Genomic DNA, 21,470 nt, shown 5'->3' with positions numbered 1-21,470 from the left:
TTCAATCCTTGCGATGGCCGTAAACGCGCGGCTGGGTGTAGTAATCAATCAGCGGCACACAAATGTTAGCCAGCAATACAGCGAAAGCGACGCCGTCCGGATAGCCGCCAAAGCTACGAATCAGCCACACCAGCAGGCCAATCAGCGCGCCGTAAACCAGGCGTCCGCGATTAGTGGTCGATGCCGTTACCGGATCGGTAGCAATAAAGAACGCACCCAGCATGGTGGCGCCGGAGAACAGATGAATCAGCGGTGAATTCAGCGATTCCGGCGCGAACAGCCAGCCGAGCGTGGCGCAGAACGCCAGCGAAACCAGGAAACTTACCGGGATATGCCAGCGAATGGCATTTTTTGCCAGCAGCAATACGCCACCCAATAAATAACCGAGATTAATCCACTGCCAGCCCAGGCCGGCTAACACGCCGGTATAGATTGGCTCGGCCAGCAGCTGTTCGGCGCTGTGTCCGGCACGCAGACCGGTTTTGAACGTATCCAGCGGTGTCGCCTGGCTAACCCCATCAGCGCCGAGCTGAAGCTGCTGCATGGTCTCACCGGCCAGCGTGTGGTGGGTGAAGATCATGCTGAGCGAATCCATCAGACCGGGCTTGATGGCCTGTAAGCTATCAGGCGGCAGCCAACTGGTCATCTGCACCGGGAAGGAGATCAGCAGCACCACGTAACCAACCATGGCTGGGTTGAACGGGTTTTGCCCCAAGCCGCCGTACAGCTGTTTGGCGATAACGATGGCGAAAATCGTGCCTAACACCACCAACCACCACGGCGCGAGCGGCGGCAGGCTGATACCCAACAGCAGCGCGGTAAGCAGAGCAGAGTTATCAGACAGGGTTGGCACCACCGGAGCTTTGCGCAGGCGCAGAATCGCCCCTTCGGTTGCCCATGCGGTGGCGATGGCCAGCAAAACCTGAATCAGGAATCCAATGCCAAAGAAATACCACTGTGCAGCCATGCCCGGCAGCGCGGCGAGTACCACCAACAGCATGATATTGCCGGTGCTGCGGCGGTTGTGGGTATAAGGAGAACTTGCAATACGAAAAGCCATTTATTCCTCAGTCGTCGAAGGCTGCTGCTGCGCTTTACGCGCTTTGGCACGGGCGACCGCAGCGGCAATCGCCGCTTTGCGTGGGTCGGCGGGGTCAGGAGAGGCAGCAGCCTCCACTTCAGGCGGTGTTGATACTTCTGACGGCTGCGCGGCAGAAGCCGCCGCCTTTTTGGCTTTAGCGCGGGCAATCGCCGCTTCAACTGCGGCTTTGCGTGGATCGACTTCGGGTTCAGCCGCCGGTGCGACTTCGGCCGGTTGCGCGGCGGCGGCCTTTTTAGCCTTAGCGCGGGCAATCGCCGCTTCAACCGCGGCTTTGCGCGGATCGACTTCCGGTTCAGCCGCCGGTGTGGCTTCGGCCGGTGGCGCGGCGGCGGCTTTTTTAGCCTTAGCGCGGGCAATCGCCGCTTCAACTGCGGCTTTACGCGGATCGACTTCTGCCTCCGCGGCCGGCGCTATCTCAGCTGGTTGCGCTCCGACTTTTTTGGCTTTAGCGCGCGCAATCGCCGCTTCAACCGCAGCTTTGCGCGGATCAACAGCTTGTCGGCTCAGCGCCTGAGTTTCGGCTTGTTTCTCGGCCTGCTGGGCTAAGGCCTGAGCGTGACGTGCTTCGCGTTCGGCGGCATCTTGTTCCGGCGTTTTTTCCTGACGTACTTTAATGCGTGCCACGGCAGCATCGCGTTCACCCTGATCGCTACTCGCCACGCGCTGTTTAGCCTGCTCATGGCGGGCTTCACGCGCCTGTTTTTCACGTTCTAAACGCATCTGCCGCGCTTCAAAACGGGCCTTCGCTTCGGCGGTGCGCTGCGCCTCGAGGTCGATAGCGCGCAGTTCAGCTTTCTCCTGGCGATAATATTGCACCAGCGGAATGTTACTTGGGCAAACATAGGCGCAGGCGCCACACTCAATGCAGTCATCGATATGGTGCGCGCGGGCTTTGTCGTGATCGCCGCCCTGGCTATACCAGAACAGCTGCTGAGGCAGCAGCTTGGCCGGGCAGGCATCGGCGCAGGCACTGCAGCGAATGCAGGATTGTTCTTCCTGATCGTTGCCCATTTCGCTGGCGGAAGGGGCCAGAATGCAGTTGGAGATCTTCACCAGCGGCACATCCAGCGATGGCAGAGTAAAGCCCATCAGCGGACCGCCCATGACCACCATCTGACGTGATCCTGGCGTAAAGCCTGCGTGCTGCAGCAGGTGGCTAACCGGCGTACCAAGTCGTCCCCACACATTGCGCGGGCGTGCCAGCGCTTCACCGGTCAGCGTTACCACGCGTTCGGTAATCGGTTCACCGTCAACGATGGCGCGCTTCACCGCCCAGGCGGTGCCCACGTTCTGCATCAGTACACCGATATCGGTGGATCGTCCGCCGTGCGGGACTTCGAGTCCGGTCAGAATTTGCGTGAGCTGTTTGGCGCCGCCGGACGGATATTTGGTGGGGATGACGCGAATTTGCAGTTCACGATCGCCGCCTAAGGCCTTTTTCAGCGCGGCAATCGCCTCCGGTTTATTATCTTCTATGCCGATCAACACCCGCTCAGCCTGCAGTACCCAGGCGAGAATTCGACAACCTTCCAGCACTTCTGCGGCGCAATCCTGCATTAAGCGATCGTCGGCGGTAATATACGGCTCGCACTCTGCAGCATTGATGATCAGCGTTTTGACGCCGCGCAGGCCGCCGCGCAGTTTGGTGGCGGTGGGGAAGCCCGCACCGCCCAGACCAGCAATACCGGCATCGTGGATACGCTTAACGACGTCTTCACGTGAGAGCGCGCGATAATCGGGCTGCGGATCGAGCGTGGTCCAGCGGTCTTCGCCATCGGCGCGCAGGAAAATGCACAGCTCCGATAAACCGGAAGGATGCGCCGTCATATGTGGCGCAATAGCTTCGATGGTGCCGGAGGTCGGCGCGTGCACCGGCAACATGCGTCCGCCGCCAAACGTCAGCGGCTGCCCGCGCAGCACCTTGTCACCGGGTGTGACACAAATTTCGCCTTCATGGCCAATATGCTGTTTCAACGGAATAATAAAGCGTTCAGGCAGCGGTAGCTGGCTGAGCGGCGTACCGTTTGACTGGGTTTTCATTTCCGGCGGATGGATGCCGCCCTGAAAATCCCACAGTTTCTCTTTGCGGAACAGGTTGAACAAATTAAGCATGGGTTTCTACCGGGATCACCCGTACAGGAATGGTGTCGAGATTCCACTTCCAGTTGGCCGTGGTGGTGGCAACCGGGCGCATCTCAATACAGTCGGTTGGGCAAGGCGCAACGCAGAGGTCGCAGCCGGTGCAGACGTCGCTCAGCACCGTATGCATAGCGCGCGTGGCGCCTACAATGGCATCAACCGGGCAAGCCTGAATACATTTGGTGCAGCCAATGCAGTTCGCTTCATCGATCCACGCTACGGTACGGATCGGCTCCAGCACCTCGGCACCGCCGTCCAGCGGTTGTGGTTCAACGTTGAGCAGCGATGCCAGCTTGAGCATGGTTTGCTCGCCACCGGGCGCACATTTATTGATTGCCTCGCCGTTATTACCCACCGCATCCGCGTACGGGCGGCAGCCGGGATAGCCGCACTGACCACACTGGCTCTGCGGCAGAATGGCATCAATCTGCTCAACAATTGGATCTTCTTCCACCTCGAAGCGACGCGAGGCGTAACCGAGCAGGGCGCCAAACACCAGGCTCAGCGCCGCGAGTACCGCAATAGCAATCCAAATCGCGGTCATTAGAATTTCACCAGCCCGGTGAAGCCCATGAAGGCCAGCGCCATCAAACCTGCAGTGATCAGCGCGATCGAATTGCCTTTGAACGGTGCAGGGACGTTAGCCAGCACTAAACGTTCGCGCATGCCGGCGAATAACACCATCACCAGCGAGAAGCCGAGTGAAGCACTGAAGCCATACAGCGCGGCCTGCAGGAAAGTGTGGTTCAGGTTGACGCTCAGCAGCGGCACACCCAGCACCGCACAGTTGGTGGTGATCAGCGGCAGGAAGATGCCCAGTAAACGATAGAGCGACGGACTGGTTTTACGCACCACCATTTCGGTGAACTGCACCACCACCGCGATGACCAGGATGTAGGCCATGGTACGCAGATAAACCAGATCGAGCGGTACCAGGATCAGATGATTCACCAGCCAGGCGCAGATCGCCGCCAGCGTGATCACGAAAGTGGTGGCAAGTCCCATGCCAATGGCCGTTTCCAGTTTTTTTGACACGCCCATAAATGGGCAAAGGCCGAGGAATTTGACCAACACAAAGTTGTTCACCAGCACGGTGCCAATAAAGAGAAGTAAATAATCGGTCATTTTTTAACCTGGGAAGCCGAAAGGCGTCTATTATCCGGAATTGAGAGGTGCATCTCAACCTTCACGCCGTTTGTGTGGTCGTTGAGAGCACTCAGAATTAAATTGCTGACGAAACTGGCGTCATTCGGGCTTGATAAACGACTGTTTTACGCGTTGCGAGCGTTTGAAATAGGGCACAAACACTGCCGCAGCCAGCAGCGACAACAGCAATGTCTGAATCGCTTTACTGTCCGCAACCGGAGTAAACGCGAAGGTTTTTAGCGCCAGCAGCACGGTCATCAGCAACCACAGGATGTAATGGCGGGGTAAGCGTTGCGAACGTTTACAGAAAATCCAGCACACCCAAATGCTGTAAAGCCAGACGACAGCAGCGGTGAGCAACGAAATGGACCATTGCGTCAGCAGCGTGCCGCCGTGTGAAAACAGCGTCGTACGCAATTCGGTATTAAACAGCGGGCTCAAATACATCGCCACGACAAGCGCACTGGTGAGCATGGTCATAATCAGCCACGCCAGCGGCAGCAGCAGCCAGCCAGCAATACGTGGCGGATTCACTTGTTTGATCATCTCAAAGATCCTGTTTGCGAAAAGAGGGCGATGCAGAGCGTATCATGTCCAAACGGGACACGCCCGACCTGGACAACGCAAAAGCGCAGATAAAGAGGGGGGGAATCAATTAGATCACGTAGCGCCATACGGTTTTAGGCACGCGTCCAAGATCGTACAAACGACCGCCTGAAACCAATTCGGCACGTCGATGGTCAGCCGCACGATACATATTGATGATCTCATTATCATCAGTCAGCGAATAATTGAGATGGTCATAGAGCTTTTCCAGACTATCGAGATTATTCACCTTACGGAATTTCAGCAGGTAATCTAATGCAGTCATGATTGCCATTTAAAAATAAAGTACTCGGAAGTGCCCAAGTATAGGGAGCGGGCGGCCAGAGTCCATACGCTGCTTATAAAAAAACACAAAATTCAGACAACATGCGCTAATTCGCTCATGAAAGGACACTTTTGTGACCTTTTAACTTTTTTAACGCGCATTTATTGCGCGATATCAGGCAAATTAAAACGCGCGATACACGGGGTTGTGAGAAAAACTCACCATAATTGGCGTGTTAATCAAGGCCGCTATTTGTGCGTCTCTATAATAGTATTTTCCTCTATTGTCGCCGGGTAATTCGTTATTTATTCCGAGCAGGTTGGCAAAATCATGAACACGCAATGAAACTGTCATTCACAATCTGTGCGAATAATCACAAATCTCATAATTCCTTGCGGGTTCTGCCCACAACCATTCTTTACGTATTCGCTGTAATCGTTTCCAGTACTTTGCTGCATAACCGATTCTGTTTATTACATTTATTTAACGACAGATGCGTTAAGCACCAATCGTTTTGTCCATAACGATTAGACTTTATAAGTTATACCCATTCGCGTAACTCCTTTAATTCACTCTGATTTGTGAGGTATGTCGCGCTTGTTTACGCGCTTTTAGGCCAGGCTTAATTCGCGTTTTGTACCCCTACAGCACACTCCCTTCAGAGGAATGAAATTATGTGGAAACGTTTACTCTTAACCGCCATGGTGAGCTCGGCACTGAGTACGTCGGTGCTTGCCGCTGATATGACGGTGGGCTTCTCACAGGTTGGCTCGGAATCTGGCTGGCGTTCAGCGGAAACCAACGTGGCGAAAAGTGAAGCGCAGAAGCGCGGTATCACCTTGAAAATCGCTGATGGTCAGCAGAAGCAGGAGAACCAGATCAAAGCGGTACGCTCCTTCATTGCACAGGGTGTCGATGCCATCTTCATTGCGCCCGTAGTGCAAACGGGATGGGAACCGGTGCTCGAAGAAGCGAAAGACGCCAAGATCCCGGTGTTCCTGTTAGACCGCGCTATCGTGGTGAAAGATAAGTCCCTCTACATGGCGGTGGTCACCGCGGACAACGTGCTGGAAGGCAAGTTGATTGGCGACTGGCTGGTGAAAACCGTTGCTGACAAAAAATGTAATGTCGTTGAGCTGCAAGGCACGGTTGGCGCCAGCGTGGCGATTGACCGTAAGAAAGGCTTTGCCGAAGCCATCGCCGGCCATAACAACATCAAAGTGATTCGCTCGCAGTCAGGAGACTTTACCCGCAGTAAGGGTAAAGAGGTGATGGAGAGTTTTATCAAGGCGGAAAACAACGGCAAAAATATCTGCATGGTTTACGCACATAACGATGACATGGCTATCGGTGCCATTCAGGCGATTAAAGAAGCGGGCCTGAAGCCAGGCAAAGATATCCTTACCGGCTCAATTGATGGCGTACCGGATATCTATAAAGCGATGTTGGCTGGTGAAGCCAATGCCAACGTGGAGTTAACGCCAAACATGGCGGGGCCGGCCTTTGACGCCCTGGAGAAATTCAAGAAAGACGGCACGCTGCCGCCAAAAATCATCAAAACCGAATCGAAACTGTATCTGCCCGACTCCGCGCAGGCGCAGCTCGATACCAAAAAAGGCATGGGTTACTGATCCCCGCAACCGCCCTACGGGGCGGTTTTTGATGACGTAAGGCGAGGTAGAACCTGATGAGCACCTCCGATGAAACCGCACTGCTGACCATCAGCGGCGTCAGCAAAGGTTTTCCCGGCGTGAAAGCGCTGGATAATGTTTCGTTCAGCATTCGCAAAGGCGAGATCATGGCATTGCTGGGCGAAAACGGCGCGGGCAAATCCACGCTGATCAAAGTGCTGACCGGCGTCTATACGCGTGATGCCGGCACAGTCACGCTCAATGGCAAGGCGATTACGCCACACAATACCGCTGATGCGCAGGAAATGGGCATCGGCACCGTTTACCAGGAAGTGAATCTGCTGCCGAACATGTCGGTGGCGGATAATTTATATATTGGCCGTGAACCGCGCCATTTTGGCATGATCGACCGTAAACGCATGGTACGTGATGCGGATACGTTAATGCGCAATTACGGTTTTGCGCTCGATGTGACGCGCCCACTCGGCCACTACTCGGTAGCGATGCAGCAAATCATTGCGATTTGTCGCGCGGTGGATCTCTCTGCGCAGGTACTGATTCTGGATGAGCCAACCGCCAGCCTTGACGCCAGCGAAGTTGAAATGCTGTTTACCCTGATGGCGCAGTTAAAAGCCAAAGGGATGAGCCTGATTTTTGTCACCCATTTTCTCGACCAGGTTTACCGCATAACCGATCGCATCACCGTGCTGCGCAACGGGCAGTTTATTGCTACCCGGGATACCGCCACGCTGCCGCAGATTGAACTGATCAAACTGATGCTGGGCCGCGAGCTGCTGGAAACCGCCTTACAGCGTCAGGGCAGTACGCTGCGCAGCAACCAGCCAATCGTTTCGTTTGAAGATTATGGCAAGAAGGGCACCATCGAACCGTTCAATTTGCAGGTGCGGCCCGGCGAAGTGGTGGGTCTGGCCGGTTTGCTGGGTTCAGGTCGTACCGAAACGGCGGAAGTACTGTTTGGCATTCGCCGCGCCGATCGCGGCACCGCGACCATTAAAGGCAAGGTGCAAAACATTCGTACACCGGCGAAAGCATCCCGCCTCGGCATGGGCTTCTGCCCGGAAGATCGTAAAACTGACGGCATTATCGGCGCTGCCTCGGTACGCGAAAACATCATTCTAGCGCTGCAGGCGCAGCGCGGCTGGCTACGGCCAATCAAACGCCGTGAGCAGCAGGAGATTGCCGAACGCTTTATTAAAAGTCTGGGCATTCGTACGCCGCATGCCGATCAGCCGGTTGAGCTGCTGTCCGGCGGCAATCAGCAGAAAGTGCTGCTGTCGCGCTGGCTGGTGACCAAACCCCAATTCCTGATCCTCGACGAGCCGACGCGCGGCATTGATGTGGGCGCGCACGCTGAGATCATTCGCTTAATTGAGACCTTATGCGCCGACGGACTGGCGCTACTGGTTATCTCCTCTGAACTCGAAGAGCTGGTGGGCTATGCCGATCGCGTATTGATCATGCGTGATTTGAAGCAGGTGGCTGAAATCCCGCTAGAGCAGCTATCGGTGGCATCCATCGTCAATGCCATCGCCGATGGAGGAGCACAACATGCTTGAATCCCCTATGACACATGAAAAACCCGTACGGCGTAAGCCGAAGCTGCCGCCTGGGATGCCGCAGATTATTGCGCTGATTCTGGTGCTGCTGGTGGATAGCCTGGTGGCGAATAACTTTTTTGCCATCCATATACAGGACGGGCGCCTGTTCGGTAGTCCGATTGATATCCTCAATCGTGCTGCGCCGGTTGCGCTGCTGGCCATTGGCATGACGCTGGTGATTGCCACCGGCGGCATCGATTTGTCCGTGGGCGCAGTGATGGCGATAGCCGGGGCCACGGCGGCGACCTTAACCGTCGCGGGACACAGTCTGCCCTTTATTATTCTGGCCACGCTCGGCACGGGTCTGGCGTGTGGTTTGTGGAATGGCGTACTGGTGGCGCTCCTCAAAATTCAGCCGTTTGTTGCCACGCTGATTTTGATGGTGGCGGGGCGCGGTGTGGCGCAGTTGATTACCCAAGGTCAAATTGTCACCTTTAATAGCGATAGCCTGGCGTGGTTCGGCAGCGGTTCGCTGTGGCTACTGCCGGTGCCGGTGTGGATTACGCTGCTGGTGGCGTTGCTGGTATGGCTGCTGACGCGCAAAACCGCACTTGGGCTGTTTATTGAAGCGGTGGGCATCAATCTGCGCGCGGCACGTAATGCGGGCGTCAATGGCTGGCTGGTGGTGATGTCAACCTATGTTATCAGCGGCGTGTGTGCGGCAGTTGCGGGGATGATTGTCGCGGCGGATATTCGCGGTGCCGATGCTAATAACGCCGGTTTGTGGCTGGAGCTGGATGCGATTCTGGCGGTGGTAATTGGCGGCGCCTCGCTGATGGGTGGACGGTTTAATCTGGTGCTGTCGCTGATTGGTGCGCTGATTATTCAATCAATGAACACCGGCATTCTACTGTCCGGCTTCCAGCCTGAACTCAATCAGGTGGTGAAAGCGGTGGTGGTGATGTGCGTGCTGTTGCTGCAGTCGCCTCGCTTTATTGCCATGTTAAAACGGAGACGCCCGAAATGATTAAACGTCATCTGCCTTTAATGATCACGCTGCTGGTGTTTGTCGCGGGTTATCTATTCTGCCTCAGTCAATTCCCCGGTTTCGCCTCGACGCGCGTGATTTGCAACATCCTCACTGATAACGCCTTCCTCGGGATTATTGCCGTGGGGATGACCTTTGTGATTTTGTCCGGCGGCATTGATTTGTCGGTGGGCGCGGTGATTGCCTTTAGCGGGGTGTTCCTGGCGCGGGTGATTGGCGATTACCATCTCGATCCGCTGCTGGCGTTTGCAGTGGTATTGGCGATGGGCGCGCTGTTTGGCGCGATGATGGGCTGGCTGATTGATGCGCTGAAAATCCCGGCCTTCATCATTACGCTGGCGGGGATGTTTTTCCTGCGCGGCTGTAGCTATCTGGTGTCGGAGAATTCGATTCCTATCGACCATCCGCTCTATACCACGCTGTCGAGTCTGGCATGGAAGATACCGGGCGGCGGCCGACTCAGTTTGCTGGCGGTGATTATGCTGATAGTGGTGATCGGCGGCATTATTCTGGCGCACCGCACGCGCTTTGGTAATCAGGTGTACGCAATTGGCGGCAGCCTAACCTCGGCGCAGCTGATGGGCGTTTCAACCCGCGCGACCACCATTAAGATTTATATGTTATCGACCACGCTGGCGACGCTGGCGGGCATTGTGTTCTCTATCTATACCTCGGCGGGTTATGCGTTAGCGGGATTAGGCGTCGAGTTGGATGCCATTGCCTCGGTAGTGATTGGCGGCACCTTGCTGTCTGGCGGCGTGGGCACGGTGTTGGGCACGCTGTTCGGCGTGTTAATTCAGGGATTGATTCAGACCTGGATTAACTTTGACGGCACCCTGAGTTCGTGGTGGACGAAGATCGCCATCGGCATTCTGCTGTTCGCTTTTATCGCGCTGCAACGTCTGCTGACCGTGATGTGGGATCGCCAGCAGAACGCGCCGGTTAAGCGTTTAATCTCTTAAGTACTAAACGCCATTGTTTCTGAAACATCGTAGGGTGGCCATTTATGGCCACCTGGTTTGCCTTGTGGCTGTGGGATTGGGTGCTCCGGCCTTTCCCGGCCTTGTGGACAATCTCATTGCTGCTATGGGCAGTAAAATTAAACTTTCTGCCCGGTCGTAGCGGCGCAATTTATTGCGCAATGTTGGGATGGGCTTGATGCCGCCATCGCCATTCTGCTGTTCGTCTTGCTCACTTTCGTAGGGTGGCCATTTATGGCCACTTGGTTTGCTTTGTGGCTGTGGGATTGGGTGCTTCGGCCAGAAAAGGCCAGCCCGATCGCAAAGAAACCCTGCATCCATGCAGGTCGGCCTCGCCATCCCTGGCTCGGACGCTTTGCTCTTCGGGCTGGCCTTTGCCGGCCTTGTGGACTATTTCATTGCTGTTTACACCTGGTGCGCATAAATGCGCACCCTACAGAACTCCGGATCGACTTTTGTAGGGGCGCCATTCATGGCGACCAACACCGATAAAAAAGGCCGCGAATCATCGCGGCCTTGGTTAATCCATTTCACTTCAACGCGCTAAGCGGTAATACGCCTCGTTCCAGCGCAGCGCATCTTTAAAGGCCGGCAAACGCGTTTCTTCATCAATCACCACGACTTCAATGCCGTTCAGCTCGCCGTAAAGATACATATCATCCAAATCCAGCGCCTGGCTAAACACCGTGTGATGCGCGCCGCCGGCCAGAATCCACGCTTCGGAGGCGGTGGCCAGCGACGGCTGCGCACGCCACAGCGCACGCGCCACCGGCAGTTTTGGCAGCGGTTTTGGCTGTTCGATGGCATCCACCACATTCACCAGCAAACGGAAACGATCGCCGAGATCAATCACGCTGGCATTCACCGCGCGTCCTGCCGGCGTAGAGAAAATCATGCGCGCCGGGTCGGCTTTAGCGCCAATACCGAGGAACTGCACATCAATCAGCGGCTTCTCCTCTTTGGCGATAGACGGGCACACTTCCAGCATGTGCGAGCCCAGCACCAAATCGTTACCCGGTGAGAAGTGATAGGTGTAATCCTCCATAAAGGAGGTCCCGCCCGCACGTGCGCCCGCTTGTACCTTGAGGATGCGCAGCAGCGCGGCAGTTTTCCAGTCGCCTTCACCGGCAAAACCATAGCCCTGGCCCATCAGGCGCTGCACCGCTAAACCCGGCAGCTGCGTCATGCCATGCAACGTCTGGAAGTTGGTGGTGAAGGCTTTGCAGCCTTCGGCTTCAAGGAAGCGCTTCAGTCCCAGTTCGATGCGCGCCGCATCCAGCACGTTTTGACGTTTATCCCCGTTGACCGCGGCCACCTCGCTAAAGCGATATTGGCTCTCATATTCGTCGATCAGCGTGTTGACGTCGCCATCGCTGACGCTGTTCACCACCTCGACCAAATCACCGACGCCCCAGCCGTTCACCGAGTAGCCGAACTGAATCTGCGCCGCCACTTTATCGCCTTCGGTCACCGCCACTTCACGCATGTTGTCGCCGAAGCGGGCCACTTTCAGCTGCTGGCTGGCTTGTTTCGCCAGTGCAGCATTGATCCAGCGTCCAATGCGCTGCTGGCTGGTTTTATCCTGCCAGTGGCCGGTCACCACGCTGTGCTGCAAACCCATGCGCGCGCCGATAAAGCCGAATTCACGGCCGCCGTGTGCGGTTTGGTTGAGGTTCATAAAGTCCATATCCATGCTGTCCCACGGAATTTCTGCGTTGAACTGGGTATGGAATTGCAGCAGCGGCTTATTCAGGATGCTCAGGCCGCCAATCCACATTTTGGCCGGAGAAAAGGTGTGCAGCCAGGTAATGATGCCGACGCACTGATTGTCGTGATTAGCATCACGGCACAAGGCCAGCGCTTCGTCGGGTGATTTCACCAGCGGCTTCAGCACCAGCGGCACCGGTAAGGTTCCAGCCTGATTTAATCCTTCCATCACCTGGCGAGCGTGTTGCTCCACCTGACGCAAGGTTTCCGCGCCGTAAAGGTGCTGCGTGCCAATAACAAACCACACCTGTTGTGCGTTGTGCTGTTCCATTAAATCTCTCCTTTACTGAGCGGATGCGGTGCGTGCGGCATACTGCGGTTCAGCGGCCTGGCACCAGTGTTGATAACGTTGATAAAGTCGCTGATAAACCACAACGCGCTCGGCGTTGGGTTGAAGCGTCACGTCGATTGGACTTGCCATTACCTGTTGCGCAGCAGGTACATCGGCATATACGCCAGCAGCCACGGCGGCAAAAATGGCGGCACCCAGCGCGCAACATTCGTCAGAGGCAACGATATCCAGCGGCCGGTTCATTACGTCGCAGCAGGCCTGCATGATGGCGGGGGATTTGCGTGCAATGCCGCCGAGCGTCAGGATGCTCTGCACCGGAATCTGCTGCTGCTCGAAACACTCCATAATGGCGCGCGCGCCAAAAGCGGTGGCGGCGATAAGGCCACCAAACAGCGCAGGCGCATCGGTACCGAGATTGAGATCGGTGATCACACCTTTTAAGCGCTGATTGGCATCCGGCGTGCGACGACCGTTGAACCAGTCCAGCACCACTGGCAGGTGATTAAGCTGGGGATTAGCGGCCCAGGCTTCCGTGAGATTGTGGATCAGATCCTTTTGCAATGCGGCCAGCTGCGGCTGCATTTCCGGATGCTGCAGCGCGGCCTGTTGCAACGGCCAGCCCAGCAGGCGGCTGAACCAGGCATAAATATCACCAAATGCTGATTGGCCGGCTTCACAGCCGATCGCGCCCGGCACCACGCTGCCATCCACCTGGCCGCAAATGCCTTTAATGGCGCGGTCGCCGACGGTTGCGCTGTCGGCAATCAAGATGTCGCAGGTTGAGGTGCCAATTACCTTCACCAGCGTATAAGGCTGTGCGCCAGCACCAACGGCACCCATATGGCAGTCAAAGGCGCCGCCCGATAACACCACCTGCTCGGATAAACCGAGGCGCTGCGCCCACTCGCGGCTGAGCGTGCCGACCGGGATATCGGCGGTCCAGGTTTCAGTGAAGAGCGGGGAGTCGAGCTTATCGCTCAGGATCGGATCGAGCGCGTTGAAGAAGTCAGCCGGCGGCAGGCCTTGCCATTCCGGATGCCACAATGATTTGTGTCCGGCAGCACAGCGCCCACGGCGCAGTTGCGCCGGTGCGGTGGTGCCGCTCAACAACGCGGGAACCCAATCACACAGTTCCACCCAAGACACTGCCGCATCTCGCACCGTAGCATCCGCGCGCGACACGTGCAGTATCTTGGCCCAGAACCACTCCGACGAATACACGCCGCCAATATAGCGGGTGTAGTCGTTGAAACGACCGCTGCGACACAGCTGATTGATCTCTTCGGCTTCCTCAATCGCGGTGTGATCTTTCCACAGCACAAACATCGCATTCGGATTACTGGCGAACTCAGGACGCAGCGCCAGCACGTTGCCATCGCGATCGATCGGTGCCGGTGTGGAGCCAGTGGAATCGACGCCGATGCCGACAACCGCAGCGCGCTGCTCCGGTGTTAACGCCTTCACCACCGCCACCATCGCCTGTTCCAGCGCATCAATGTAGTCCTGCGGATGATGGCGAAAGCGGTTGCTATGGGGATCGCAGAATTCCCCTTTGGCCCAGCGCGCGTAGTTCACGACGGCTTTTTCCAGCTCTTTCCCGCTGTGGCAGTCCACGGCCAACGCGCGCACCGAGTCACTGCCAAAATCCAGCCCAATTGTTATGGTGCCAGCACCCATTGGGATTCTCCTGTGTGAGTTATCTGGCTCTATCCTGGAATGGGGGGCAATTAGCGGTTAGTCACCAGCGGCTGAGAATATGCACTTTTCTGTCATCGGTAAGGTTGTGTGATCCATAGCAAAAGTTAATGGCCGGTTAAATTCGCTGAATATATGGAGGATTTTGTCATCGTTTTGGGATGTGATACCGCTCTACATTTTTCCTTTCCATTCCCGCTACAACTAGCCCAGCGTTTGCGCAGCCTTTGCACAACCGTTGCGCTAACGCACTGATTTTCAGCCTTGCCCTACAAGTAAATTTGATTGGTAGCGTTTACATCGATTACTTAATAACAGCCAAAAACACCATTGTGCCGGAGAGCATCATGCATAAATTCACTAAAGCGCTGGCGGCGGTTGGCCTCGCCGCGGTTATGTCACAATCCGCTATTGCCGAGACCATGAAGCTCGGTTTTCTCGTTAAGCAACCGGAGGAACCCTGGTTCCAGACCGAATGGAAATTCGCTGATAAAGCGGGCAAGGATCTTGGCTTTGAAGTGATCAAAATTGCGGTGCCTGACGGCGAGAAAACCCTCAACGCCATCGATAGCCTCGCCGCCAGCGGCGCGAAAGGCTTCGTTATCTGTACGCCTGATCCTAAGCTGGGTTCGGCGATTGTCGCCAAAGCGCGCGGTTATGGTCTGAAAGTGATTGCCGTTGACGACCAGTTCGTCACCGCCAAAGGCAAACCAATGGATACCGTTCCGTTAGTGATGATGGCGGCGACCAAAATTGGTGAACGCCAGGGACAAGAACTCTACAAAGAGATGCAGAAACGCGGTTGGGATGTGAAAGAGACCGGCGTGATGGCGATCACGGCTAATGAGCTCGACACCGCGCGTCGTCGTACCAGCGGTTCAATGGACGCCCTGAAAGCCGCCGGTTTCCCGGAAAAGCAGATCTATCAAGTGCCGACCAAATCCAACGATATCCCAGGCGCGTTTGACGCCGGTAACTCGCTGCTGGTGCAGCATCCGGAAGTGAAACACTGGCTGATTCTCGGCATGAACGATAACACCGTGCTGGGTGGCGTGCGCGCCACCGAAGGCCAGGGCTTTAAAGCGCCGGACGTCATCGGTATCGGCATCAACGGTGTGGATGCGGTGAGTGAGCTGTCGAAAGGGTCCGCCACCGGTTTCTACGGCTCGCTGCTGCCAAGCCCGGACGTGCACGGTTATAAGAGCAGCGAAATGCTCTACAACTGGGTCACCAAGGATCAGGAACCGCCGAAGTTCACCGAAGTCACCGATGTGGTGCTGATTACCCGCGATAACTTCAAAGCCGAACTGGATAAGAAAGGGCTGAAGTAAGCATCAGCGGTCGCCATTAATGGCGACCCTACGATGCGGTTTTGTAGGGTGCGCATTTATGCGCACCTCGGCCAATGACTGAGGAGTAACCATGAACTTAGATTCTGAATTTCTTTCGTTTCATGGCATTAGCAAGACCTTCCCGGGCGTAAAAGCGCTGCAGGACATCTCATTCAGCTGCCGCGCCGGTGAAGTGCACGCGCTGATGGGGGAAAACGGTGCCGGTAAATCGACATTGTTAAAGATCCTCAGCGGCAGCTATCAGCCGAGCGGCGGTGAAATTCGCATCAAAGGCCAGCCGAAGAGCTTCAACAATACGGTGGATGCGCTGGATGCCGGCGTTGCCATCATTTACCAGGAGCTGCATCTGGTGCCGGAAATGAGCGTGGCCGAGAACATCTATCTTGGCCAGCTGCCGCACAAGCGTGGGCTGGTGAATCGTAAACTGCTGCGCTATGAAGCCGGGTTACAGCTGCAAAATCTGGGGATGAATATTGACCCGGATATGCCGCTGAAATACCTGTCGCTGGGCCAGTGGCAGATGGTGGAAATCGCTAAAGCACTGGCGCGTAATGCACGCATCATCGCTTTTGATGAACCCACCAGTTCGCTGTCAGCGCGCGAAATCGACCATCTGTTTCGCGTGATCCGCCAGCTGCGCGAGCAGGGTCGCACCGTGCTGTACGTCTCGCACCGCATGGAGGAGATTTTTGCCCTTAGCGATGCCATAACCGTGTTCAAAGATGGCCGCTACGTGCGCACATTCACCGATATGAAAAACACCCATCACGATGATCTGGTACAGGCGATGGTGGGACGCAATCTCGGGGATATTTATGGTTACGCGCCGCGTGAGCTGGGGCCGGTGCGGCTGCAGCTGGACAATGTTGAGGCGAAAGGCGTGCGTATGCCGATTTCGCTGACGGTGCGTGCGGGTGAAATTGTTGGCCTGTTTGGTCTGGTCGGCGCGGGACGCAGCGAGCTAATGAAAGGGCTATTTGGTGCCACCAAACTGCGTGGCGGCACGGTGACGCTGGATGGCAAAAAGCTCAATATTCGCCAGCCGATAGATGCGATCCGCGCCGGCATTATGCTGTGCCCGGAAGACCGCAAATCGGAAGGCATCATTCCGGTGCATTCGGTGCGCGATAACATCAACATCAGCGCGCGTCGCCACAATCTCACCGCCGGCTGCCTGATTAAACCGGGCTGGGAAGCGAAAAACGCGGACATCCACATTCGTTCGCTGAATATCAAAACGCCCGGCCCACAGCAGCTGATCATGAACCTCTCCGGCGGCAACCAGCAGAAGGCGATTCTGGGGCGTTGGCTGTCGGAAGAGATGAACGTGATTCTGCTGGATGAGCCGACGCGCGGCATTGATGTCGGTGCCAAACACGAAATCTACAACCTGATTTATCAGCTGGCGAAGAAGGGGATTGCGGTGCTGTTTGCCTCCAGCGATCTGCCCGAGGTGATGGGCCTGGCCGACCGCATTCTGGTGATGCGCGAAGGCGAAATTGCCGGTGAATTGCCACACGATACCGCCACAGAGCAGCTGACGCTGAGCCTGGCGATGCCGAAAACCCCTCAAGCGGCCGCCGTGGCCTGATGTAAAGGAGAGCAATAATGGCTTCATCTACCACTTCCAACACGCCACCGGTACAGCGCAATGGCTTGCAGCTGGGGCGAATTTGGGACAACTTCGGCATGCTGGTGGTGTTCGCGCTGCTGTTTATCGTCTGTGCCATTTTTGTGCCGAACTTTGGTTCAATCATCAACATGAAAGGGCTCGGCCTGGCGATGTCGATGTCCGGCATGGTGGCGTGCGGCATGCTGTTCTGCCTGGCATCTGGTGACTTTGATCTGTCTGTGGCTTCAGTGATCGCCTGTGCCGGTGTGGTCACCGCCGTGGTGATCAACATGACCGAAAACCTGTGGATTGGTGTGGCAGCCGGTTTATTGCTGGGCATGGCGACGGGTTTTATCAACGGTTTCGTTATCGCCCGACTGAAAATCAACGCCTTAATCACCACGTTGGCCACCATGCAGATTGTGCGCGGCCTGGCCTACATCTTCTCCGACGGTAAAGCAGTGGGAATCGAAGATGAGCGCTTCTTTACCCTCGGTTACGCCAACTGGCTCGGCGTGCCCGCGCCCATCTGGCTTACCATTGCGACCATGGTGCTGTTTGGCTTCCTGCTGAATAAAACAACGTTTGGTCGTAATACGCTGGCGATAGGTGGCAACGAAGAGGCTGCCCGTCTGGCGGGTGTGCCGGTGGTGCGTACGCGCATCATTATCTTTATCCTGTCCGGCCTGGTGTCGGCGGCGGCGGGGATCATTCTGGCTTCACGCATGACCAGCGGCCAGCCGATGACCTCACTCGGTTATGAGTTGATCGTCATCTCGGCCTGCGTGCTGGGCGGCGTCTCGCTGAAAGGCGGCATCGGCAAAATTTCTTACGTGGTGGCGGGGGTGCTGATTCTCGGTACGGTTGAGAATGCGATGAATTTATTGAATATCTCGCCATTCTCACAGTATGTGGTGCGCGGTTTGATACTGTTAGCGGCGGTGATTTTTGACCGTTACAAACAGAAAAACAAAACCGCCTGATAATCCCCGGCTGAGCGCCTCATCTAGGGCGCGCTCAGCGCATTTCACGCGAAAAGTGAGGGCACTATGTACCATCGTGAACCCCCGAGTGAGCAGCAGAATCCCTTATTGCCGGGTTATCCCTTTAACGCCTGGCTGGTGGCGGGATTGACGCCGATTAACGCCAACGACGCGCTGGATTTCTTTATTGACCGTCCGCACGGCATGAAAGGCTACATTCTGAACCTGACGATCAAGGGCCAGGGCCGCGTGTTCGATGGTGAATCGGCTTTCGATTGTGAACCCGGTGATTTGCTGCTGTTTCAACCGAAAACGCCGCACTATTATGGCCGCGCGCCGGATAGCCCGTGCTGGTTCCATCGCTGGGTCTATTTCCGTCCACGCGCTTACTGGACGGATTGGCTGCAGTGGCAGGATGAAAGTCAGGGCGTCGGGCGGTTACGTTTGTCGGAAGCTCAGCGCGCCGAGTTTGATCGCCTGTTTGCCAGTATCGAACAGACGCACAACTCCGGGCGCCGTTTCGCCGAAGAATTGGCGATGAATCTGCTGGAGCGTTTGCTGCTGCGTGCAGTGGAAGAGGATCCGCGCAGCCATCAGCAAATTCGCGATTCGCGCGTGATTGAAGCCTGTCAGTACGTCACCAATCATCTGGCGGGCGAGGTGAAGATTGAAGAGGTGGCGCGCCACGTCTGTTTATCGCCGTCACGTCTGGCACACCTGTTCCGTGAGCAGATGGGGATTAATCTACTGCGCTGGCGTGAGGACCAGCGCGTGATCCGCGCCAAGCTGCTGCTGCAAACCACCCAGGAACCGATTGCCTCGGTGGGGCGTGAAGTGGGGTACGATGACCAACTCTATTTCTCGCGCGTGTTCCGCAAACGCGTGGGTGTTAGCCCCAGTGATTTCCGCCGCCGCAGTCAGGATGCGCAGGATGCTTTAGTGGCGCATGAGAGCTGGCAATCCGCACGGAGTGCTATTTCCTGAGTTTTCAGGTGATTCCGCCTTGTTCTTATAGACTGATTCGTCTTAAATCAGTCTGGTAACGAACAAGAGGAATGAGAATGAGCGATAAATTACGTGTCGGCCTGATTGGCTACGGTTTTGCCAGCAAAACCTTTCATGCACCCTTGATCGCCGGTACGCCGGATGTTGAGCTGGCGGCGATCTCAAGCAGCGATGCCAGCAAAGTGCATGCAGACTGGCCTTCAGTGCAGGTGGTTTCCGATCCACAAGCGCTGCTGGATGACCCGACACTGCACCTGATTGTTATTCCCACCCCGAATGACACCCATTTCCCGTTAGCCAAAGCGGCGCTGAACGCCGGTAAACATGTGGTGGTCGATAAACCCTTTACCGTGACGTTGTCACAAGCTCGCGAACTGGATGCGCTGGCAAAGGCCAAAGGTCTGCTGCTATCAGTGTTCCATAACCGCCGCTGGGACAGTGATTTCCTGACGCTGAAAAATCTGCTTAACGAGGGAACGCTGGGCGAAGTACGCTACTTTGAATCCCACTTTGACCGCTTCCGTCCGGAAGTGCGTCAGCGCTGGCGCGAAATGAAAGGTGCGGGCAGCGGTATCTGGTTCGATCTTGGACCGCACGTGCTGGATCAGGCTTTGCAGCTGTTCGGAACGCCGGTGGCTATCAATGTGGATATGGCGGAGCTGCGTCCAGGCGCACAAACCACCGATTACTTCCATGCGGTGCTGACCTATCCCACCCGCCGCGTGGTGCTGCATGCCAGCATGCTGGTGGCGGCAGAATCTGCGCGCTTCGTGGTACACGGCACGCGCGGCAGCTACGTTAAATATGGTCTTGACCCGCAGGAAGATCGTCTGAAAGCAGGTGAACGGCCGCCGCAGGAAGATTGGGGCTATGACATGCGCAACGGCACGCTGACGCTGGCGGAAGGCGATGTGATGGTCGAAAAAGAGTTGCTAACGCTGCCAGGCAACTATCCGGCGTACTATGCAGGCATTCGCGATGCGATTGCGGGTACCGGTGCCAATCCGGTGCAGGCGGAAGAGGCGATTCAGGTGATGGAGTTGATCGAGCTGGGCTTGCAGTCTGCCGAGAAGCGCCAGACGATGTCGTTGCGATAATCGCTTACTGCCTTTCCCTTGGGAGTGCTGATACTCGCTTTACTCCCTCTCCCTTTGGGAGAGGGCCGGGGTGAGGGAAAGAAGACTCCGTGCGCTTTATCCCTCACCCCAACCCTCTCCCGCATGCGGGAGAGGGAATGTTTTATCCCGCCACGCGTGCGCGCAGCGCTGCTTTCTCTGCATCGTTCAGGAACGCGATGGTCACGCCATGGTCCTGCGCCTGACGCATCTCTTCAGCGGTTAATCCTGCCTGCGGCGCCGCCACTTCATATTCATGTGCCAACTCAACGCCCTGAACGGCCGGATCGTCAGTGTTAATGGTGGCGAGAATGCCGTGTTGCAGGAAGGTTTTCAGCGGATGGTTGTTCAACGACGACACCGTGCTGGTTTGAATATTCGACGTCAGGCAAGATTCAATCCCAATACGCTGCTCGGCGAGAAAATCCATCAACGCGCGATCTTCAATCGCTTTAACGCCGTGACCAATACGTTCTGCACCCAGTTCACGAATTGCTTGCCAGATACTCTCCGGGCCCGCCGCTTCACCGGCATGCACGGTAATGCGGAAACCGGCATCGCGTGCACGATTAAAGTGGCTTAAGAATTCGCTGCCCGGGAAGCCAAGCTCGTCGCCTGCCAAATCGACCGCAGTGATGCCATCGCGATGCGCCAGTAAACCTTCCAGCTCACGCAGGCAGGCTTCTTCGCCAAACGTACGGCTCATGATGCCCGTCAGGCGCACATCGACACCGTATTGCTCAATACCGGCACGCACGCCGTCAATCACCGCTTCAACCACACCGGCAATCGGCAGGTTGTGCGTCATCGCCATATAGCCCGGCGAGAAGCGCAGTTCCGCATAATGAATACCGGCACGCGCCGCATCCTCGACGTTTTCCAGCGCAATGCGACGGCAGGCATCAAGATCGCCCAGCACTTTCACGCCCCAGTCCAGTTTCTGCAGGAAGCTCACCAGGTCCGGCTCATTGGCGGTAACCTGCACGTGCGGACGCAATGCATCGAGTGAATCGGCGGGCAGCGCGAGATTATACTGGCGACCTAAATCGAGAATGGTTTGTGCGCGGATATTGCCATCAAGGTGGCGGTGAATGTCGGTGAGGGGGAGTTTAAGATCAATCATGGCGCACTCGCTTAAGTTTCATAAAGTGCAGAGGATTATAAAAACATCTT

General features: G+C 56.2%; 18 protein-coding genes. 9 read left to right on the top strand and 9 right to left on the bottom strand.

What is annotated here, in order from left to right:
• Window position 1: 1 nt before the first annotated feature.
• The 6 genes from rsxD to ydgT form a co-directional block, all read right to left on the bottom strand.
• Window positions 2-1,060, bottom strand: a complete 1,059-nt coding sequence (gene rsxD, locus CRO19_RS00270; protein WP_097094069.1) for an electron transport complex subunit RsxD — start codon at window positions 1,058-1,060, stop codon at window positions 2-4.
• Window positions 1,061-3,214, bottom strand: coding sequence for an electron transport complex subunit RsxC (rsxC, locus tag CRO19_RS00265; protein ID WP_097094068.1), 2,154 nt, complete (start codon window positions 3,212-3,214; stop codon window positions 1,061-1,063).
• The gene (gene rsxB / locus CRO19_RS00260) at window positions 3,207-3,785 is read right to left on the bottom strand and encodes an electron transport complex subunit RsxB (RefSeq protein WP_097094067.1); all 579 of its coding nucleotides are present in this window, start codon (window positions 3,783-3,785) and stop codon (window positions 3,207-3,209) included. The genes rsxC and rsxB overlap by 8 nt, the downstream gene beginning before the upstream one ends.
• Entirely contained in the window at window positions 3,785-4,366 is a 582-nt protein-coding gene (gene rsxA / locus CRO19_RS00255; RefSeq protein WP_007893776.1) for an electron transport complex subunit RsxA, read from the bottom strand. The genes rsxB and rsxA overlap by 1 nt, the downstream gene beginning before the upstream one ends.
• A 120-nt stretch (window positions 4,367-4,486) precedes the next feature.
• Window positions 4,487-4,933: a DUF2569 domain-containing protein gene (locus CRO19_RS00250; RefSeq protein ID WP_097094066.1), complete on the bottom strand. Its 447-nt coding sequence runs from the start codon at window positions 4,931-4,933 to the stop codon at window positions 4,487-4,489.
• Window positions 4,934-5,042: 109 nt separating this feature from the next.
• Window positions 5,043-5,258, bottom strand: a complete 216-nt coding sequence (gene ydgT, locus CRO19_RS00245; protein WP_097094065.1) for a transcription modulator YdgT — start codon at window positions 5,256-5,258, stop codon at window positions 5,043-5,045.
• 674 nt (window positions 5,259-5,932) lie between these two features.
• On the opposite strand from ydgT, the gene ytfQ reads away from it, so the two are divergent.
• The 4 genes from ytfQ to yjfF are packed head-to-tail and all read left to right on the top strand — an operon-like array spanning window position 5,933 to window position 10,458.
• On the top strand, window positions 5,933-6,889 hold the full coding sequence (gene ytfQ / locus CRO19_RS00240) for a galactofuranose ABC transporter, galactofuranose-binding protein YtfQ (protein ID WP_097094064.1): 957 nt from the start codon (window positions 5,933-5,935) through the stop codon (window positions 6,887-6,889).
• A 56-nt stretch (window positions 6,890-6,945) separates the two neighbouring features.
• The gene (locus CRO19_RS00235; RefSeq protein ID WP_097094063.1) at window positions 6,946-8,466 is read left to right on the top strand and encodes a sugar ABC transporter ATP-binding protein; all 1,521 of its coding nucleotides are present in this window, start codon (window positions 6,946-6,948) and stop codon (window positions 8,464-8,466) included.
• A complete protein-coding gene (gene ytfT / locus CRO19_RS00230; RefSeq protein ID WP_097094062.1) occupies window positions 8,459-9,475 on the top strand; it encodes a galactofuranose ABC transporter, ATP-binding protein YtfT in 1,017 nt (338 codons plus the stop codon). Before CRO19_RS00235 ends, ytfT begins: the two co-directional genes overlap by 8 nt.
• Window positions 9,472-10,458, top strand: a complete 987-nt coding sequence (gene yjfF / locus CRO19_RS00225) for a galactofuranose ABC transporter, permease protein YjfF (RefSeq protein WP_097094061.1) — start codon at window positions 9,472-9,474, stop codon at window positions 10,456-10,458. The genes ytfT and yjfF overlap by 4 nt, the downstream gene beginning before the upstream one ends.
• A 553-nt stretch (window positions 10,459-11,011) precedes the next feature.
• Here yjfF and araA read toward each other — a convergent pair.
• Both araA and CRO19_RS00215 read right to left on the bottom strand, forming a co-directional pair.
• A complete protein-coding gene (gene araA, locus CRO19_RS00220; RefSeq protein WP_097094060.1) occupies window positions 11,012-12,514 on the bottom strand; it encodes an L-arabinose isomerase in 1,503 nt (500 codons plus the stop codon).
• Window positions 12,515-12,526: 12 nt separating this feature from the next.
• Window positions 12,527-14,212, bottom strand: coding sequence for a ribulokinase (locus tag CRO19_RS00215; protein WP_097094059.1), 1,686 nt, complete (start codon window positions 14,210-14,212; stop codon window positions 12,527-12,529).
• 365 nt (window positions 14,213-14,577) lie between these two features.
• On the opposite strand from CRO19_RS00215, the gene CRO19_RS00210 reads away from it, so the two are divergent.
• The 5 genes from CRO19_RS00210 (at window position 14,578) to CRO19_RS00190 (ending at window position 20,279) form a co-directional block, all read left to right on the top strand.
• A complete protein-coding gene (locus tag CRO19_RS00210) occupies window positions 14,578-15,561 on the top strand; it encodes an arabinose ABC transporter substrate-binding protein (protein WP_097094058.1) in 984 nt (327 codons plus the stop codon).
• 91 nt (window positions 15,562-15,652) lie between these two features.
• Window positions 15,653-17,173 (top strand): L-arabinose ABC transporter ATP-binding protein AraG, encoded by a 1,521-nt coding sequence (araG, locus tag CRO19_RS00205; RefSeq protein ID WP_097094057.1) that lies wholly within the window; start codon window positions 15,653-15,655, stop codon window positions 17,171-17,173.
• A gap of 17 nt (window positions 17,174-17,190) precedes the next feature.
• Complete coding sequence (gene araH / locus CRO19_RS00200) at window positions 17,191-18,177, top strand: L-arabinose ABC transporter permease AraH (RefSeq protein WP_097094056.1); 987 nt, start codon at window positions 17,191-17,193, stop codon at window positions 18,175-18,177.
• Between the two features lie 66 nt (window positions 18,178-18,243).
• Window positions 18,244-19,161: an arabinose operon transcriptional regulator AraC gene (gene araC / locus CRO19_RS00195; RefSeq protein WP_097094055.1), complete on the top strand. Its 918-nt coding sequence runs from the start codon at window positions 18,244-18,246 to the stop codon at window positions 19,159-19,161.
• Between the two features lie 77 nt (window positions 19,162-19,238).
• Window positions 19,239-20,279, top strand: a complete 1,041-nt coding sequence (locus CRO19_RS00190; protein WP_097094054.1) for an oxidoreductase — start codon at window positions 19,239-19,241, stop codon at window positions 20,277-20,279.
• Window positions 20,280-20,421: 142 nt separating this feature from the next.
• Here CRO19_RS00190 and add read toward each other — a convergent pair whose 3' ends face one another.
• Window positions 20,422-21,420, bottom strand: coding sequence for an adenosine deaminase (gene add, locus CRO19_RS00185; protein ID WP_097094053.1), 999 nt, complete (start codon window positions 21,418-21,420; stop codon window positions 20,422-20,424).
• Window positions 21,421-21,470 lie beyond the last annotated feature (50 nt).

Origin of the sequence: Candidatus Pantoea floridensis (assembly GCF_900215435.1) — a bacterium.
In the GTDB taxonomy this organism is placed as follows: domain Bacteria; phylum Pseudomonadota; class Gammaproteobacteria; order Enterobacterales; family Enterobacteriaceae; genus Pantoea; species Pantoea floridensis.
This window is presented reverse-complemented; position numbering and strand designations above follow the sequence as displayed.

Bases quoted from the DNA above. Each gene is read 5' to 3' on its own strand.
- CRO19_RS00190 (WP_097094054.1), top strand. From the start codon at position 19,239: ATGAGCGATAAATTACGTGTCGGCCTGATTGGCTACGGTTTTGCCAGC.
- rsxC (WP_097094068.1), bottom strand. From the start codon at position 3,214: ATGCTTAATTTGTTCAACCTGTTCCGCAAAGAGAAACTGTGGGATTTT.
- araC (WP_097094055.1), top strand. From the start codon at position 18,244: ATGTACCATCGTGAACCCCCGAGTGAGCAGCAGAATCCCTTATTGCCG.
- CRO19_RS00215 (WP_097094059.1), bottom strand. From the start codon at position 14,212: ATGGGTGCTGGCACCATAACAATTGGGCTGGATTTTGGCAGTGACTCG.
- ytfQ (WP_097094064.1), top strand. From the start codon at position 5,933: ATGTGGAAACGTTTACTCTTAACCGCCATGGTGAGCTCGGCACTGAGT.
- araG (WP_097094057.1), top strand. From the start codon at position 15,653: ATGAACTTAGATTCTGAATTTCTTTCGTTTCATGGCATTAGCAAGACC.
- ydgT (WP_097094065.1), bottom strand. From the start codon at position 5,258: ATGACTGCATTAGATTACCTGCTGAAATTCCGTAAGGTGAATAATCTC.
- rsxB (WP_097094067.1), bottom strand. From the start codon at position 3,785: ATGACCGCGATTTGGATTGCTATTGCGGTACTCGCGGCGCTGAGCCTG.
- CRO19_RS00210 (WP_097094058.1), top strand. From the start codon at position 14,578: ATGCATAAATTCACTAAAGCGCTGGCGGCGGTTGGCCTCGCCGCGGTT.
- CRO19_RS00235 (WP_097094063.1), top strand. From the start codon at position 6,946: ATGAGCACCTCCGATGAAACCGCACTGCTGACCATCAGCGGCGTCAGC.
- add (WP_097094053.1), bottom strand. From the start codon at position 21,420: ATGATTGATCTTAAACTCCCCCTCACCGACATTCACCGCCACCTTGAT.
- yjfF (WP_097094061.1), top strand. From the start codon at position 9,472: ATGATTAAACGTCATCTGCCTTTAATGATCACGCTGCTGGTGTTTGTC.
- araA (WP_097094060.1), bottom strand. From the start codon at position 12,514: ATGGAACAGCACAACGCACAACAGGTGTGGTTTGTTATTGGCACGCAG.
- CRO19_RS00250 (WP_097094066.1), bottom strand. From the start codon at position 4,933: ATGATCAAACAAGTGAATCCGCCACGTATTGCTGGCTGGCTGCTGCTG.
- rsxA (WP_007893776.1), bottom strand. From the start codon at position 4,366: ATGACCGATTATTTACTTCTCTTTATTGGCACCGTGCTGGTGAACAAC.
- ytfT (WP_097094062.1), top strand. From the start codon at position 8,459: ATGCTTGAATCCCCTATGACACATGAAAAACCCGTACGGCGTAAGCCG.
- araH (WP_097094056.1), top strand. From the start codon at position 17,191: ATGGCTTCATCTACCACTTCCAACACGCCACCGGTACAGCGCAATGGC.
- rsxD (WP_097094069.1), bottom strand. From the start codon at position 1,060: ATGGCTTTTCGTATTGCAAGTTCTCCTTATACCCACAACCGCCGCAGC.